The sequence below is a fragment of the Mesorhizobium oxytropidicola genome (assembly GCF_056174625.1).
The window spans coordinates 2401145-2417391 of the sequence record NZ_CM149692.1 but is presented as its reverse complement, the minus strand read 5'-3'; the positions used below and the strand labels follow the sequence as shown (position 1 = coordinate 2417391).

The following is a 16247-nucleotide window of genomic DNA, read 5'->3' as shown; positions in this document are numbered from 1 at the left end:
AACTTGATAGGAAAATAAATGCGACGGATTGTTGTTACAGGCATGGGGGCGGTCACGCCCCTTGCCGCCAATGTCGAAGCGTCATGGTCGCGCCTGCTGGCCGGTCGTTCGGGCGTCCGTAGGCTTCCGGACGATGTGGTGGGAGACCTGCCGGCGAAGATTGGCGGCGTGGTTCCCTCCTTGAAGGAAGACCCCGACGCTGGCTTCGATCCCGATGACGTCCTGTCCGCGAAGGATCAGCGCAAGGTAGATCGGTTCATTCTCTTTGCGCTGGCCGCGGCGGAAGAGGCGCTTGCGCAGGCGAAATGGAAGCCTGTCTTGGAAACGGATCGCCTGCGCACAGCAACGATCATCGCCTCAGGGGTTGGCGGCTTCCCCGCCATCACCGAGGCGGTGCGCACGGTCGACCTGCGTGGTGCCCGCCGCCTGTCGCCCTTTACGGTGCCGTCCTTCCTGGTGAACCTCGCAGCCGGCCACATCTCAATCCGCCATGGCTTCAAGGGCCCGCTCGGCGCGCCAGTGACGGCGTGCGCGGCCGGCATCCAGGCGATCGGCGACGCGGCCCGTCTCATCCGCGCGGATGAGGCTGATATTGCGGTGTGCGGCGGCACGGAAGCGTGCATGAACATCGTCAGCCTCGGTGGGTTTGCCGCCGCACGCTCTCTTTCAACCGGCTTCAATTGGGCGCCGGCTCAAGCCTCTCGTCCTTTCGACACGTCGCGGGACGGCTTCGTCATGGGCGAAGGAGCCGGCGTGCTGGTCATCGAGGCGTTGAGCCATGCGCTGGCGCGCGGCGCAAAACCGCTCGCCGAGCTCGTCGGCTACGGCACGACGGCGGATGCCCACCACGTCACCTCTGGCCCCGAGGACGGAGGCGGTGCGCGCCGGGCCATGGAGATCGCGATTGCCCAGGCAGGGATTTCGGCCCGCGAGGTTCGTCATCTCAATGCGCATGCGACCTCCACGCCGGTCGGTGACTTGGGTGAAATCGAAGCGATCAAGAGCGTATTCGGGCGCGATTTCGCGATAGCTGTCAGCGCAACGAAATCCGCGACCGGACACCTGCTGGGCGCGGCCGGCGGGCTTGGTGCCATTTTCGCGATCCTGGCGCTCCGGGACCAGGTGGCGCCACCGACACTCAATCTGAGCGCTCCAGATCCGGCCGCCGATGGCATCGACTTCGTCGCAAACGAGCCCCGGCCAATGGAGATGGAGTACGCGATCTCCAATGGCTTCGGCTTTGGCGGCGTGAATGCCAGTGCCTTGTTCAAGCGCTGGAACCACCAGCCCGACGCGAGTGCCAGAGGCAGTCAGGACTGAAGCCCTTTGCTCCGACCTTTCATGCTTTCTCCCACTCCGATCCAACGCAAAGAAGGAAATGATTTCCATGAACAAGACCAGTCCTGGCGTCGCCCTCGTCACAGGGGCGTCCTCCGGCATCGGGCGCGCAACCGCCAACACCCTACGGAACGCGGGTTTTCACGTATTCGGAACCAGCCGTCGCACGGCCTCCAAACAGTCCGACGGCGTTACCATGCTGACCTGCGACGTGACCGACGACGCGTCCGTTGCGAAAATGGTCGATGACGTTTTGGCCAAGGCCGGACGCATCGACCTGCTTGTCAACAATGCCGGCATGGGTCTGTTTGGCGGCGCGGAGGAGTCCTCGACCGCCCAGGCTCAAGCGCTGTTCGACGTGAACGTCTTCGGCGTTTTCCGCGTGACCAACGCGGTGCTGCCGGCAATGCGACGCCAAGGGAAGGGCAGAATCGTTAATTTGAGTTCGGTACAGGGGTTCATCCCCGCTCCCTATTTCGCGCTTTACGCGTCGACCAAACATGCCATCGAGGGCTATTCCGAATCGCTCGATCACGAATTGCGCCCGTTCGGCATTCGCGTGTCGTTGGTGGAGCCCGCCTACACCCGCACGTCATTCGAGGACAATCTGGCCGCCCCCGATCAGTCGCTCGAAATCTATGACTCCGCGCGCGCCGGCATGACTGCATCAGTGCGGAAGTCGATGGAAAAGGGCGATGCGCCTGAAGTGGTAGCGAAGACTGTTTTGGCCGCTGCGACCGATCCCGCTCCGAAGAAACGCTATGCGGCCGGGAAAATGGCGCGCCAGGTCAGTTTCCTGCGCCGTTTCGTCCCAGCGTCCGCATTCGACAAGAGCTTGCGGAAGCAGCTTGGGCTGCCGGCCTGATGATTTCGGTCGCAGTCAAAACGAGGTCTCCGAATCCAGATGCTGGTACTAGATAGCCAACGTGTACATTGAGTAGAGTTGGCCATTCAAAAATGATCCTCGTCCAAGACAACGGAGCAGGAACCGCCGATCTGATGAGTGTGGGGAAAGGCGGTAGCGCTCTCCCGTTACCACTTAATCAATAAGATCAATCGGTTACGTTAGCATCCGCTACAGTCAGCCACACTGAGCGCTCTCGCCGACGTCGAAACGTGCCTGAACGGACCTGTTCGTCGGCGAGAGCAATGACTGAACACAGCCACATGCAAGTGCTGAGCATGCGCGCAGCGAATAGCCAAACTCAGCCCAAGCAGGCATGTGGCGGCACCAGAGATTGCACCTGTCTTGGCGATGAGCCCCGCTGAGTTCGGCGCGTTGGGAGGTCATATTTCCACAGGATGGGCGATGGGCTGGTGCTTGGTGAAGCGCGGCAACAGGCCGGTCAACAGCACCAAGACCAGGATGATCGCGAGCTGGATGGCGATGACGGTGCCGAAGGCCTGCGTGATGCTGGTGGGCTCCAGCGCCAGATAGAGCGTGCCCAGCGTTGCGACGCCCAGCGCCAGGCCGGATTGCTGCAGCGTGATGAGGACGCCGCTGCCGACGCCTGCCAGGTGCGCGGGAACATCGGCGAGCACGGCGCGGAACAGGCCTGAAAACAGCATCGATTGTCCGGCGCCGATCAGCACCAACGGCAGTGCCAGCTCGGCCAGGCTAACCTTCGGCCAGCCGGAAACGATGATGCCGATCAACAGCGCCAGTCCAAGCGCCTGCACGATTCCGCCCGCCGCGAGCGCGCCGCGGCCGAAGCGGCTGATCATGCGCGGGCTGACCATGGAGCCGATGAAGAACATGATCGCCATCGGCAAGATGGCGAGGCCGCTTTGAAGGGGACTGGCGCCGAGTCCGTTTTGCACGGTGAGCGCGAAGACGAACATGAAGGCGCCGAAGCCAAGGCTGAACAGCGTGATCATGGCGAGCCCCCGCGACATCGAGGGCAGCTTCAGCAGCGACGGCGGCAGCAACGGCACCTCGCCGCGCGCCTCGGCAGCCCTTTCGACCATCACGGTCAGCACCGCCAGCACCACGGCGCCAGCCAGCATCACCCAGGTCCATGCCGGCCAGCCGAGCGAATGGCCTTCGGTCAGCGGCACCAGAAGGGCCGTCAGCGTGGCGGCGAAAAGCACGGTGCCGGGCAGGTCTATGCCGGCCGGGTGCGGCGAGCGGCTGGCCGGCACGACGAGTCGCGAGGCGAAGAACACAGCGATGCCGAGCGGGATGTTGATGAGGAAGATCGGCCGCCACGAGGTGCCGAACAGATTGGCGCTGACCAGCAGTCCGCCTGCGAGTTGGCCGACGACCGCGGCAATACCCGAGGTCGCGCCGTAGAGCGCGATGGCCCGGGTCTTGCGCCCGGCGGGCAATGTCGCCTGGAAGGTCGCCAGCACCTGCGGCACCAGCATCGCCGCCGTCGCGCCCTGGACCAGCCGGGCCGTGATCAGCACGTCGATGGTCGGCGCCAGGCCGCAGGCCAGCGACGCCAGGATGAAGCCGGAAAGCCCGACCACGAACAGCGTGTGGCGGCCGAAGCGATCGCCAAGCCGGCCGCCCAGCACGAGCATCGCAGCATAGGCCACGCCATAGACGGAAACCACCAGCTCGAGTGCGGCCGGTGTCGGCTTGAGCGAGGCGGAGATGGTCGGCAGCGCGACGTTGACGATGAAGAAATCGGCGATCGGCAGGAAGGCACCGGCGAGCAATACATACACGCCGACCGCATGCAGCTCTCCGGCGAGGGCCATGGAGCGGGGAGAATGCCGGCTGGCGGCGTCTGTTGAACGGGTCATGCGAACCTCCATTTGCTTATGTATAGATAGTTATGTAAATATAATCATTATGCACATATACATACCTACCTTGGCCCTGTAAACTCCGCTCATGAAGACCGACAGCGAATCCTCCGCTGGCAAGGCTCCACCGGTTCGGTGGGCGGACCTGGCCGATCTGATCCTCATCATCGCCCGCGAGATCCAGTTTCGCGGCTACAGCGACGATCGGGCGCTATCCCTCACGCAGTCTGAGGGCATGGTGATGCGTCACCTTGTGGCGCAGGCCTCGGCCACGCCCAGCCAGATCGCGGCGGCGACCGGGCTGCAGCGCACCAACGTCTCCACGGTGCTGCGCGACCTGGAAGGCAAGGGGCTGATCGAGCGGCACGTCGATCCCGCGGATCGCCGCGGCGTCAGCGTCCATCGCACGCTGCGCGGGGCCGAAAACTACGCCCTGGTGCGCAAGGAATGGGGCGATGCCGTGTCTGCCGCCGCCGGCGGCGACACCAGCGGGCTCGACGCCGCGCTCGGCCTCCTCAGGTCCATCGAAGCCGGCCTTACCTCGACGCGGCCGAAAGGCGGCGACGGTCCAGTGCGAGGCTCCGCCCGCCGGCGGGACATCTAGCTCCGGTGCCTTGTTCCGGGATCAAGGACTGTCCTCGATAATCGCAATGAATTCACATTGCACCAGGGAGGGGCTATCCGGCGGCAATGGCCGAACGTGCCGGGCCGGGCGCGACCCCGGATCGGGAAACATGCGAACCCATTCCGTGTTGACGGCATCCCTGTCGTGGCTGTCGCGGAGATAGATCTCCACCTTGATGACATCCTGCGCGCTGCCGCCCGCTGCCTCGACAATGGCGAGCATGTTGGCAAAGACGTTTGCCGACTGATCGGCGATCTCGGCCGGCAACTCGTGCGTGATCGCATTCACGCCATGGATGGCTCCGGAGAACACCATGTTGCCGATCCGGCAGGCGTTGGGAACCGGATGCCGGTGGCTCAGTCCTTTAACCGAAATGCTCGTGCGCATGGTCTGCTGATCCTCCGCGAGATCTGATCTGTGGGATGTTTCCGAGATTGTTGGATCCGGCACGGCAGGACTCTCGGCCGGGCGAACCTGGGCTGGCTACCGTCTCGCCCGCAAGGCCGTGGCTTCCGCCGGCGGAGAGGAAACGCTCGGATCAGTACGCGGCGCCAGAGGGCCAGACGTCAGTTGAATTCCGCGCGTCTCGGGCAGCATAAGAGTTCGCGGCAAAAGCGATGCCATAGCCCAACAACGCAACCAGACCGATGGCCTCGGCCAGGCTGACATATTGCGCGAGGATTCCGATGCTGGATACGGCGGCCGCGCCCGCCGCCTTGCCGGAGTTGTAAGCGAAACTCTGGCCGCTGGCGCGAATGGCGGACGGGAAGAGTTCCGTGAAGAACGGGCCCAGCGCGGCATAGTTGCCGATGGTGAAGAAGCCGAACGGCGCCCCCAGGACAACCAGCAGCCAGCCCGAAAGCGGCAAGAACATGTAGGCGACGGTAACCAGCCAGGAACACACCAGAAAGAGCTGGAATGTCCGCCGCCGCCCGAGATAGTCGGCCAGGTATGCGCTTGCCAGAAATCCGAAAAACGAGCCGCCAGTCACCACGAACACGTAGTAGCCCGAAGTGCTCGGCGACAGTTCGCGCACGGTCTTCAGAAATGTCGGCAGCCAGTTGACGATGGCGCCGCCAACGCCAATCACACCGAATGCCAGCAACGAGGACAACACGGTAATGCGCAGCGTTTCCGGCTGGAATATCGCCCCCAATCCCGGGCGAGTTCCGGACCTCTCGACAAGCTCGCGCGTTTTGACGAAAATCTCCGGCTCCTCGATCCTGCGGCGCAGATAGAGCACCAGCAGGCCGGGAAGAACGCCGATCATCAACAGCACCCGCCAGCCAAACTCCTGGGGCACATGCGCCAGGACCACGCCTGCCAGAATGGCGGCCGCGCTCCATCCGACACCGAATCCGCTCTGGACGGTACCGACGGCCTTGCCGCGATGTTCGGCGCGAATGATCTCGCCCATGAGAACCGCGCCGGCCGCCCATTCGCCGCCAAAGCCCAACCCTTGCAGGATGCGCAGGACCATCAGTTGCTGGAAGTCCTGCGCAAAACCGGCAAGGAAGGTGAAGGCGCAGAACCACAGGATCGTGAACTGCATGATGCGGGCGCGGCCGAAACGGTCGGCGAGATATCCGCAGATCCATCCTCCGATTGCCGCGGAGAGCAGCGTCGCCGTCGCCAGGTAGCCGGCCTGGGCCGTCGTCATCCCCCATGCCGCAATGAGGACTGGCAGCACGAAGCTGAAGAGCTGGGCGTCCATTGCGTCGACTGCCCAGCCGGCGAAGCAGCCCCAGAAGGTGTTCCGCTCCCGCTCCGTCAACTGCTTGTACCAGGTGAACATTTCTTCCTCCCATCGCTTCTTCTGGTTGTTGGGCCGGCTAGACGACCAGTGGTGTGAGACCTCCGTCCATGGTCAGCGAAGCGCCTGTCACGTAGGAGGATCTTGCGCTGGCAAGGAAAAGCGCGGCGTCGGCCACTTCTTCCGGCTTGGCGTAGCGCTGCAGGGGAATGCGTTGTTCGTTCAGCCGCAGCAGCTCTTCCGTCGACTTGCCGGTCATCCTGGATTCGACTTCAAGCGACAGCTGCAGGCGTTCGGTCATGGTGGCGGCGGGGTTGATGACGTTGACCCTGACGCCGACGGAACCCCAGGCCGCCGCCAGACCCGCCGAGGCGAGCATCAGCGCCGCGTTGGCGGCGCCTCCGGGCAGATGCATGGGTGATGCGATCTTGCCGCCGGTGCCGACGATGTTGACGACCGTGCCGGTGCGACGTGCCACCATCAGGGGCAGGACGTGGTCCATGACGTTCATGTAGGTGAAGAATTTCGCGTCCATCGCAATACGCCATTTGTCCGGCGTCAGCTCGTCCGGAGGCACTCTCCTGGCGCCGCCGGCCGAATTGACCAGGGACGCGATCGGACCCACCTGATCCTCGAGCGCGGCGACCATTTCCTTTGCGGCAAGCCCATCCGACAGGTCGGCGGCGAAACTCGCGACCGACAGCCTCTCGGCAGCCAGCGCTGCCTTTGCGGCATCCAGGTTCTGCTGGCTGCGCGAGACAATCACCACGCGAGCCCCTTCCCTGCCAAAGGCCCGCGCGCAAGCCAGTCCTATTCCCTTGCTGCCGCCAGTTATCAGGACGACTTTGCCGTCGAGTTCGAGATTCATCTCAGTGATCCTGTTTTTGGCGATGGGCGTTGTGGACGTTGATCGGGGTTCCCGCCGCGAAGGCGACGATCTGGTCGAATGCATTGCCGTAGGCGAATTCGTAATTGTCGCGTTCGACGTAGCCGAGATGCGGCGTGCACAGTGCGTTGGGCAGCCTGAGCAAGGCGTCGTCCGGATTGGTCAGCGGCTCGCGTTCGAACACGTCGATGGCAGCCTTTCCGGGGCGACCATTGATCAGTGCCGCCACCAAGGCCCCCGGCTCGATCAATTCGGCGCGGCTGGTGTTCACAAGCAGGGCGGTTGGTTTCATCAGGGCGAGATCTCCAGATGTAACCAGCCCGGTGGTCTCGGCATTCAGCCGCAGGTGCAGGCTGAGGACATCCGACAGGCGGAACAGCGCGTCCTTGTCCGACGCGATCTCGAATCCCTCGGCTCTGGCACGAGCCAGCGAGCCCTCGCGGCCCCACACCAGCACATCCATGCCGAAGGCCACGCCGATGCGTGCGACCATCGAGCCCAGCCGGCCGAAACCATAAATGCCCAGGACACGGCCCCTCAAGCCCAACCCGATCGTCGTCTGCCAATGGCCTTGCCGCAGCGAAGCGCTTTCGAACGGAATGTTGCGCATCGCCGCAAGGATCAGGCCCCAGGTGAATTCCACCGTCGAATAGGACGGACGCGATGTGAGAGCGGACGAAACGACGACGCCATGCCTGTCGCAGGCCGCCAGATCGATATGGGGGATGTGACCGTTCTGGCTGATGAGCTTCAAATTGGGCAAGCGGCTGAGCAGGTTTTCATCGATCCGGGTGCGCTCGCGCATCAGCACAAGCACATCCGCATCGAGCAGACGATTGGCCAGGACGTCGATGTCCTCGACGATATCGGTCCAGATCGTAACGTCGTGGCCTTCCAGTTTGGCAAAGCAGTCGAGCGTGCGCACGACATCCTGGTAGTCGTTGATGATGGCGACACGGAGCTTCTTCACGGGAGGATCAATCGCTCTATGCATTGCCCGGCAGATCCGCAACGGAGGTGCCGGCATCGATGGCTTCGCATTTCGCCTCTTCGAAAGCCGCCTTCTTCAGCGCCTTTGCGAGAATCTCGGCCGCCCGGGCAATCGGGATGAAGCAGACGCCGGTTTCGTCGGCGACAACAATGTCGCCGGGGGCAACCCGGACGCCGGCGATCTGGATATCGCCGTTGATCTCCACGGTCTCGATCCGCCACTTGCCGGTGACAGGCGTGATTTCCGTGGCCCAGAGCGGATATCCGACCCGCCGCGAATGTCCGAGATCGCGAATGCCTCCGGAGACGATCGCACCGGCCTCGCCCTGTCTTTTTCCTGCCTGCGCCGAAATTCCGCCCATGTTCGAAACGCCGGCGACGCCGTCGATGACCACCACATCACCTGGCAATGCCAAATTGTGAGCTTCGAACTCCGCCATCCGATTGACGTGGTTTCGCGCTGTTTCGTAGACATGCTCGCGCTGCAGGATGTTGCGTACCGTGAGCGCCGGACCGACAAGCGACGTTGAAGGCAGGGTCGGCTTCAGGGTTGATGCGCCAATCGCGCCGGTGATGCCCAACTCATCCATAATATCCGAAATAACGCTGGTGGCGTCGCCGATCCGTTTGAACCCGTCGATCAGCTCCTTCGGCGGACGCGGAGTTCGCATCAACCGGATGCGGTCAGGGCTGATCTTGCCGGTCAGTTTCGGCAACACGTCCGCAAAAGCGACGTCATTCATGGCGTATCCTCTGGTTTGTACGGAGCTTTTATCACCGGTTGCGAGGCGGGCGTATTCACTCGCATGTGTTCGGCTGCTCGTTCGAAACAGGATTGCTTGCCGCGTTGCGCGCGTCCAATTTAGAATTAGACACAAGCGTCATTTCCTGGGTGAATAACGTGCGCCTCGATCTGAACCTGATCGCAGTCCTTGAGGCCATCATGCTGGAAAGGAATGTAACGCGTGCGGCCGCAAGCCTGGCGATGAGTCAGCCAGCCGTCAGCAATGCGTTGCGCCGCGCCCGCAAGCTGACGAAAGACCAGCTTTTCCTCAAGACGGCGACCGGCGTTCAACCGACGTCTCGCATGGTGGCGATGTGGCCCGAACTTCATCGCTCGCTGACGGCAATCCGCTCTTCGTTCGCTCCCGACGACTTCGACCCGGGATCGGATACGACCAGTTTTCGCGTTGCGGTCACGGACAGTCTCGCGATGGAAGGTGTCAGCGCGATCACGCTTAAGTTACAGGCCTCGTCCCCACGTGCCCGTGTTTCCTTTGCCGTTCACACGCATGAGGGCTCGCTGGACGGGATCGGCCGCGGCACACTCGACTGCGCGGTAGGCATGTTTGCCTCGCTGCCGAGAGAAGTACATGTACGAAGCCTGCGGACGGATCGCTATGTCTGCGTCATGCGCAGCGGGCACGAACTGGCGCAATCCCTGAGCCTCGATCAGTTCACCGCCGCCGCGCACGTGCTGGCAACCCCATCCGGGCTGGAACTGGGGCTTGTGGATGGCTGGCTCAGCCTGACGGGGCGGACAAGGACGATCGTCGCCGTGGTCAATCATTTCGCCGATGCGCTGAGGATTGTCGCGCGGAGCAACCTTCTTACCTGTGTGCCGCTTGGCTTCTTCAACGGACCCTGGCGCGCTATCGCCGATGAGCATGAGTTGGTGGTGCGCGACCTGCCGTTCGAGACAGAGAAATTGCTCTACAAGCTGATCTGGCACGAACGACTGCAGACGCACCCTGCCCACCAATGGTTTCGTTCGCTGGTGGGGGATGTCTGCGGATCGCCCTTCGACGGCTCCCCGACTGAAGACGCAGCACCAGCAACGCAGACATAGTCAGGCTTATGGAGGCCTATCCCTGGCTGTAGTCCAGGGGCACATAGGTGTAGGCGTTATCGGCGTCGCGTCGCACGCGGCCCAACCCGGGGAACGATATGTGAGCACCGCCCACGATATAGCCATTTGCGGCCGCATCCGCGAATGCGAGTTCATGCACGTGTTCGGCCTCGGATGCGTCCCCATCGTACTGGATCGTGACGGAAGGGTCTTTGAACTGCACTGCGGCGACGTGCACGACATCGCCCCACAGGACGATCTTTTCGCCCCTGCTTTCGACCACGTACATGGTGTGTCCGGGCGTGTGGCCGTAAGCTGTTTGCGCACGCATGCCAGGCACGAGGTCGGTATTGCCATCGAAAATGGCGAGCTTGCCAGCTTGCATGTATGGCGTGATCGACGCCACGGCGGCCTCAAAGAAGCGCCTCGCTTCAGCGGGAGCCGCGTGCATGTTTGCCTCGCTTAGCCAGTAATCGGTGTCGCGCTTGTCGACACGGACGATCGCATTGGGAAAAGCTCTTTGGCCCTCGACCATGAGACCGCCAACATGATCGGCGTGCAGATGTGTGAGGTAAAGCTCATCGATCTGCTCCGGCCGATAGCCCGACGCGCGCAGATTGCTCAACAGATGGCCCGTGCTTGGCCCCAGCAGTGAGCCCGCGCCAGCATCGATCAAGACCAGCTTGCCTCCGGTATTGACGAGAAAGCAATTGTGGGAGGTCTCGATGAGGTCGCCGAGATAGTTGCGCTTCAGGGCTTCTTCGATCCGAGCCGGGTCGCCCTGCAGCAGCTTCGTGGCAGGCAGCATATTGCTGCCATCGGATAGCGCCGTTATCTCAAAATCGCCGACCGCCACGCGATAAAACCCGGGTGCCTGGCTTTTCAGCATGGGCGCATTTGCTAACACAGGCGTCACAAAACTGCAGGCCAGACAAAACAGCCGGCAGCCAAAAGAAGCGGCGGGCGGGATCGATGGCGTCACGTTTGCTCAGCCCGGACTGGACCGGGCCTTTCGTGCCGTTGAACAAGCGATCAAGCGTTGTGCGAGGGTTGACCATTTCGGATCTCTGTCTGCTTTCTGTCGAGCCTGCAGATGGACGTATGTCCTTCCGCCTCACCTCTCCGCCCGCTGAAGTTTGGGCGCCGCCACAGGGGGTTCTTGTGCCTACCGTTTACGCGATAGCCAGCCCCGTCCAATTCAAAGTTTAGGGCAGCATCATAATTCCGCTGAATAACGGCCGTTTGTCGCTGCCGTAGTTTGGATGGTTTCGCCTTGCTCACCCGGGCGAATGGCGATGCGAACATTTCCTGATTGAATTCGTCCGCCGACGGCGCATTGGACAGGCTCGAGAAATTCATGACTTCGGAGCAGGTTTGATTGGCGCACGAACGCCGAACACCTATACTGGGAAGATCAGGGGTTCGCCATGAGCAAAGAGTTCAGTGTCGCCGACGCCTATGGCACGGGCCGCGCCATTTTCATGGGACTTGAGCTGCTCGTCGCGCCCGGTGCGCTCGTGCCCCGGCCGGAGACGGAGTTGCTGGGCACGACGGCTCTTGGTGTCTTGCATCAAATGAACCTGCCCGCGCCGCGCGTCGTCGACATGTGCTGCGGCACTGGCAATCTGGCGTGCGCCATCGCCCATCACGTCCCCACCGCGAGTGTCTGGGCGAGCGACCTCACCGACGGATGCGTCGACGTGGCGCGCCGCAACGCCGCCCATCATGGCATGGCGGATCGCGTTTCGGTGCTTCAGGGCGACTTGTTCGGCGCGCTCTCGGGCCTCGGGCTTGACGGGACGATCGACGTTATCGTCTGCAATCCGCCCTATATTTCGGAAAAGCGGCTTGAGGGCGACCGCGCGCATCTGGTCGAGCTCGAGCCGCGGAAGCGTTCGCGGCCGGCCCATACGGCCTCAGCATCCATATGCGGGTGGTGAAGGACGCGCCGCGATATTTGCGGCCTGGCGGCATCCTGCTCTTTGAGGTCGGCCTTGGCCAGGACCGGCAGGTGATGAGCCTGCTGGAGCGCAGCAAGGCATATGAGAACATCCGTGCCGTCTCAAATGAAGCGGGCGAAGGCCGGGTGGCTCTGGGACAAGCCAAGGCGCAGGCATGAGCGTGCGGAAAACCAGCGCAATTCCAGGAACCGATCTGGGCTTTACACCGGCAATCAATTCATCTTGCGGATAATGTATTGCTCGATCCCCTGAATGGAATCGAGGTTTTCAGGCAAGAGTTCGCTGTCTTCGACGGTGATGCCAAAGGTCTCCTCGATAAAGCCGATAATCTCGAGCACCCCCGTCGAGTCGACGATGCCTTGATCGAGCAAGGACGTGTCGTTCACCAATGCCTTCACGTCGCTCACGTAGAAATTCGAAACCAGGAAATTGCGGATCTGCTCGCTGTAGGTTCGGTCCTTGACAGTCAACATGAATTCACCCTCCGTAGCGACACCACCAATTTAGCGACCCGGCCTCATGACAGAGCCGTTTTCTTGAGTTTGCCCGTGTCCGTCATCGGCAGACTGGCCACGATGACGATGGACTTCGGAACCATGAAGTTTTCCAGTCGTTTCTGGCACTCCAGCTGCAGCTGTTTTTCGCCGATGGTTCTGCCATTTTCCATCACGACAAATGCCTTCACCGCCTGTCCAAGGAGTTCGTCGGGAACACCGATGACCGCCGCTTCCCGGACCCGGGAATGTCCATAAGGACGTTCTCCACTTCCTTCGGCGCCACCTTCTCGCCGCGCGATTTTATGATCTCGTCACCACGGCCGACGAAGTAGAGGTAGCCCTCCGTGTCCATCCGGCAGTAGTCGCCGGTGTACAGGACCTGCTCGCCGGGCAGCGGGCCGGGTTTGAGTTTCCTGGCCGTCGCCTCGGGCTTGCCCCAATATCCCTTCATCACCGTTGCGCCGCGAATGACGAGTTGGCCAACGACGCCGGGGCCGACCCGCCTGTCATGTTCGTCAACGATCCACATTTCCGTATTTGGGATCGCGATCCCGACGCTCAGCGGCTTTCGTTTGAGATCCTCCGGCGGCAAATAGGTGCAACGCTTGCATTCGGTAAGGCCGTACATCGAATAGATGCGTGCACTCGAAAACAGCTCCTGAAGCATGAGAATATGCTTGAGCGGCAGGGCCGCCGCGGTGTTTGTGACGTAGCGAATGCTCGAGAAATCCTGATCCCTGAGGGACTTGAGTTCAGAAAGTGCCGCAAAGATGGTCGGCACGCCGGGAAAACCCGTAACCCCCTCTTGCCTGATCAGCCCAAGGACCTGCGCCGGGAAAGCGAACGAGCGTTCGAGCACCAGCCGCGCGCCGGTGCGAAACGCCATGATCATCTGGTACAGGCCGTAGTCGAAAGCGAGAGGCAGGACATTGAGGATCACCTCGTCCTCGGCAAGCTCGAGGTAGGACGCGATCGACGTACACGCGGTCATCATGTTTCTGTGCGTCAGCATCACGCCCTTGGGTTCGCCTGTCGAACCGGACGTGTAGATGATGGCGGCAAGATCGACATCGATGCAGCGCCGCGCCGGCGGTGCATCGCCGCTGCTGGCGACCGCAATGTCCCAGCGCACGGCATGCGGCAGTCGGGAGAGCTCGACGTCATCGATCGATCCGGAAACGATCGTCCGCAGAAGTGACGGGCAGCCGCGCGCCGGCTCGCGGAAGATCGAGTGCAGATGCGCGTCCGTGATCAGCGCTGCCGGGAGGCAGTCGTTGAGCAGGTAATTGAGCTTGTCGCTCTTGGTCAGCGGGTTGACGATGCACACCACCGCATTCGCCTTGAGCACCGCCCAGAAGCTCACCACTGTCTCGACGGTGTTGTCGGCGAAGATCATCACGCGATCGCTGCGCACGACCCCTGACGCGGTCAAATCCCGGGCGATCGCATTAGCGCGGGCTTCAAGCTCGCCATAGGTGACACGTTGCTTGCCGCATACCAGCGCCACCTTGTCGCCGAGCCGGCCGGCGGAGTGGGCGAGATAGTCGTGCAGCAGGGGGACGGCATCATGCAACATGCAAGCACTCTTCCCGATGTTCGCGGTCGACGTCGACGCTGAGCCCACGCACGTGGGTCGCACTGGGACAGCTCGCGACAAACTGCTGATGAAGGAGTTGGGTCGACAGCACGCCGACCAGCGCCATGTTGTCGGCGTTGGAAAGATCACCGTCACCTGTCCTGGCCTGGCACTTGCCGAGCAGGCGCGTGACCGCAGCCGGATCGAAAACATTCGCCTTGCGTATCGCTGTCTCCGAAAGCGCTTCGCGAATGTATTCCGGTGCGGCTTCGTCGGTGAAGCAGAGCGCGTTGGGCGCCCGGAATGGCTGCTTCTTGCGCGTCACGATCTCGGCGGGCACGATCGGCTCCGCCACGCGTTTCAGCACGTGCTTCTCATCGAGGACACGCAGCTTGTAGGAAGGCGGAAGTGAATTCGCGAGCCTCACAAGCTCATCGTCCAGGAACGGGAAGCGCCCCTCGACGGAGTGGGCCATCAGCATTCTGTCGCCTTGCGAGGAAAGCAGATAACCCGACATCAATGTCTGGACCTCGAGATACTGGTCCTGCGCAAGAGGGCTCCAACGCGAAAACGCCGCCGGCAGGCGGGCGAGCAACTCCGACACGGCGTCGTGGCGCTGGGATTCGGCGCGCAGCTCCGCGGAGAAAAGCCGCTTGATGGCGCTGGTGCTGCGCCAGCGCGTGTCATGGGCGAAGCCGGGCGCGTCATGGGCCTCGATACCGCGCCCGAAGAACTGGCGCGCCATCGCTTGCTGTTGCACCGGCGAGCGGGTGAGATAGGGGTAAAGGCGCTCCAGGAGCCGCGAGCGTCGTGTCGATGCCGGCTGGCGTCCCCAGAACCGCCGGACCTTGCCTTCGCGGAACAGGTCGTAGCCGGCGAACATTTCGTCGGCCCCTTCGCCGGTCAGCACGACCTTGATGCCGCGGTCGCGCACCAGCCTGGAGAGCAGGAACAGCGGCGCCGGGGCGGTCCTCAGTATCGGGCGCTCGGTGTGGTAGATCACCTCCGGAAAGATGGCGGCGATATCGCCGCGCGAAACCACCACTTCATGATGCTCACTGCCGGTTGCTTCGGCGACCAGGCGCTGGAATCGGGTCTCGTCATATTCGGCGTCGGCAAAACGCAAGGAGAAGGTCTGGAAGCGTCGGCCGGCGAAGCGCCTTCCCAGTGTCGCCACAAGCGAACTGTCCAGCCCTCCCGAGAGGTAACACCCGACAGGCACGTCGGCGCGCACCATTCTGAGCGCCGTCGCGGCCTCAAGGGCGCCACGCACGCGATCCACCGCGTCATCGCACGACCCGGTGAACTCGCCCTGCGGCGATCCGAAATTTTCGGGGTAGGAAGGCTGCCAGAAGACCTGCTCGCGAACGGTGCCATCCTGGTAGGTGCGGACATGCCCTGGCACGAGCTCATGGATTCCCTGAAATACCCCTTGTGGCGGAACGACTGTCCAGAGCGTGAAGGTCTGATCGAGGCCGGCGGGATCAAAGGCGCGCGGTATGGTCGGATCGGCCGCGAAAATGGCCTTCACTTCACTGGCGAAATAAAGCCGGCCCGCATGCTCACAGACATGCAGGGGCAAATGCCGAAGCGGTCGCGCGACAAGACGAGACGTCCCGCCATCGAGTCCCAGATGGCGATTGCCCACTGGCCATTCATACGCTCGAAGGCCGCTTCGCCCATGCACGATAGGCATGGAGCGCGACCTCCGTGTCGCTGCGGGTTCGGAAGCGGTGGCCGAGCGCAATCAGCTGTTCCCGCAGTTCGACATAGTTGAATATCTCGCCGTTGAACACGATCCAGGTCGTATCGCCTGTGTCCGCAAGTGGCTGCTGGCCGCTGGAAAGATCGACGACGGACAAGCGCGCATGCGCCAGCCCCGCGCGTTTGTCCCGGTACAGGCCGCGCTCGTCCGGACCTCTGTGTGAGAGCACGCCCACCATCCGCATCAGCGCCTCACGCGAAGGAGAAGCCGCCGCGGCGTTCAGTGCCACAATTCCAGCGATGCCGCACATCCC

General features: G+C 62.5%; 12 protein-coding genes and 3 pseudogenes. 5 read left to right on the top strand and 10 right to left on the bottom strand.

Going from position 1 to position 16247, the window contains the following annotated elements:
* Positions 1-18: 18 nt before the first annotated feature.
* The gene (gene fabF / locus AC0V8S_RS11905) at positions 19-1320 is read left to right on the top strand and encodes a beta-ketoacyl-ACP synthase II (RefSeq protein ID WP_183462601.1); all 1302 of its coding nucleotides are present in this window, start codon (positions 19-21) and stop codon (positions 1318-1320) included.
* A 67-nt stretch (positions 1321-1387) separates the two neighbouring features.
* Entirely contained in the window at positions 1388-2203 is an 816-nt protein-coding gene (locus tag AC0V8S_RS11900; protein WP_475437788.1) for an oxidoreductase, read from the top strand.
* Between the two features lie 422 nt (positions 2204-2625).
* On the opposite strand, the gene AC0V8S_RS11895 is transcribed toward AC0V8S_RS11900, so the two are convergent.
* Positions 2626-4089 (bottom strand): MFS transporter, encoded by a 1464-nt coding sequence (locus AC0V8S_RS11895; RefSeq protein ID WP_244661845.1) that lies wholly within the window; start codon positions 4087-4089, stop codon positions 2626-2628.
* A 91-nt stretch (positions 4090-4180) separates the two neighbouring features.
* On the opposite strand from AC0V8S_RS11895, the gene AC0V8S_RS11890 reads away from it, so the two are divergent.
* Positions 4181-4696: a MarR family winged helix-turn-helix transcriptional regulator gene (locus AC0V8S_RS11890; protein WP_183462606.1), complete on the top strand. Its 516-nt coding sequence runs from the start codon at positions 4181-4183 to the stop codon at positions 4694-4696.
* A gap of 21 nt (positions 4697-4717) precedes the next feature.
* Here the strand turns inward: AC0V8S_RS11890 and AC0V8S_RS11885 are convergent, their stop codons facing one another.
* The 5 genes from AC0V8S_RS11885 to AC0V8S_RS11865 all read right to left on the bottom strand — a co-directional run bounded on the left by AC0V8S_RS11885 (position 4718) and on the right by AC0V8S_RS11865 (position 9089).
* Positions 4718-5104 (bottom strand): RidA family protein, encoded by a 387-nt coding sequence (locus AC0V8S_RS11885; protein WP_183462608.1) that lies wholly within the window; start codon positions 5102-5104, stop codon positions 4718-4720.
* Between the two features lie 151 nt (positions 5105-5255).
* Positions 5256-6512 carry an MFS transporter gene (locus tag AC0V8S_RS11880; RefSeq protein WP_475437787.1) on the bottom strand — a complete coding sequence of 419 codons (1257 nt, stop codon included), beginning with the start codon at positions 6510-6512 and terminating at the stop codon, positions 5256-5258.
* A gap of 37 nt (positions 6513-6549) precedes the next feature.
* On the bottom strand, positions 6550-7338 hold the full coding sequence (locus AC0V8S_RS11875) for an SDR family oxidoreductase (protein WP_475437786.1): 789 nt from the start codon (positions 7336-7338) through the stop codon (positions 6550-6552).
* Between the two features lies 1 nt (position 7339).
* Complete coding sequence (locus AC0V8S_RS11870; protein ID WP_475437785.1) at positions 7340-8326, bottom strand: D-2-hydroxyacid dehydrogenase family protein; 987 nt, start codon at positions 8324-8326, stop codon at positions 7340-7342.
* Positions 8327-8342: 16 nt separating this feature from the next.
* A complete protein-coding gene (locus AC0V8S_RS11865) occupies positions 8343-9089 on the bottom strand; it encodes an RraA family protein (RefSeq protein WP_475437784.1) in 747 nt (248 codons plus the stop codon).
* 92 nt (positions 9090-9181) lie between these two features.
* Here AC0V8S_RS11865 and AC0V8S_RS11860 point away from each other — a divergent pair, with 92 nt between their 5' ends.
* Entirely contained in the window at positions 9182-10195 is a 1014-nt protein-coding gene (locus AC0V8S_RS11860; RefSeq protein ID WP_475437783.1) for a LysR family transcriptional regulator, read from the top strand.
* A 16-nt stretch (positions 10196-10211) separates the two neighbouring features.
* Here the strand turns inward: AC0V8S_RS11860 and AC0V8S_RS11855 are convergent, their stop codons facing one another.
* Positions 10212-11084, bottom strand: coding sequence for an MBL fold metallo-hydrolase (locus AC0V8S_RS11855; RefSeq protein WP_475437782.1), 873 nt, complete (start codon positions 11082-11084; stop codon positions 10212-10214).
* Positions 11085-11622: 538 nt separating this feature from the next.
* Between AC0V8S_RS11855 and AC0V8S_RS11850 the strand changes: the two are divergent.
* Positions 11623-12314 (top strand): annotated as a pseudogene (locus AC0V8S_RS11850) (N5-glutamine methyltransferase family protein).
* 54 nt (positions 12315-12368) lie between these two features.
* Here the strand turns inward: AC0V8S_RS11850 and AC0V8S_RS11845 are convergent.
* The 3 genes and pseudogenes from AC0V8S_RS11845 to asnB form a co-directional block, all read right to left on the bottom strand.
* Complete coding sequence (locus AC0V8S_RS11845; RefSeq protein WP_183462622.1) at positions 12369-12629, bottom strand: acyl carrier protein; 261 nt, start codon at positions 12627-12629, stop codon at positions 12369-12371.
* A gap of 44 nt (positions 12630-12673) precedes the next feature.
* Positions 12674-14229 (bottom strand): annotated as a pseudogene (locus AC0V8S_RS11840) (class I adenylate-forming enzyme family protein).
* Positions 14219-16244: pseudogene (gene asnB / locus AC0V8S_RS11835) on the bottom strand (asparagine synthase (glutamine-hydrolyzing)). The pseudogenes AC0V8S_RS11840 and asnB overlap by 11 nt, the downstream one beginning before the upstream one ends.
* Between the last annotated feature and the right edge of the window lie 3 nt (positions 16245-16247).

Coding starts and splice junctions, on each gene's coding strand:
- fabF (WP_183462601.1), top strand. CDS start 19: ATGCGACGGATTGTTGTTACAGGCATGGGGGCGGTCACGCCCCTTGCC.
- AC0V8S_RS11855 (WP_475437782.1), bottom strand. CDS start 11,084: ATGCTGAAAAGCCAGGCACCCGGGTTTTATCGCGTGGCGGTCGGCGAT.
- AC0V8S_RS11885 (WP_183462608.1), bottom strand. CDS start 5,104: ATGCGCACGAGCATTTCGGTTAAAGGACTGAGCCACCGGCATCCGGTT.
- AC0V8S_RS11865 (WP_475437784.1), bottom strand. CDS start 9,089: ATGAATGACGTCGCTTTTGCGGACGTGTTGCCGAAACTGACCGGCAAG.
- AC0V8S_RS11845 (WP_183462622.1), bottom strand. CDS start 12,629: ATGTTGACTGTCAAGGACCGAACCTACAGCGAGCAGATCCGCAATTTC.
- AC0V8S_RS11890 (WP_183462606.1), top strand. CDS start 4,181: ATGAAGACCGACAGCGAATCCTCCGCTGGCAAGGCTCCACCGGTTCGG.
- AC0V8S_RS11875 (WP_475437786.1), bottom strand. CDS start 7,338: ATGAATCTCGAACTCGACGGCAAAGTCGTCCTGATAACTGGCGGCAGC.
- AC0V8S_RS11895 (WP_244661845.1), bottom strand. CDS start 4,089: ATGACCCGTTCAACAGACGCCGCCAGCCGGCATTCTCCCCGCTCCATG.
- AC0V8S_RS11880 (WP_475437787.1), bottom strand. CDS start 6,512: ATGTTCACCTGGTACAAGCAGTTGACGGAGCGGGAGCGGAACACCTTC.
- AC0V8S_RS11900 (WP_475437788.1), top strand. CDS start 1,388: ATGAACAAGACCAGTCCTGGCGTCGCCCTCGTCACAGGGGCGTCCTCC.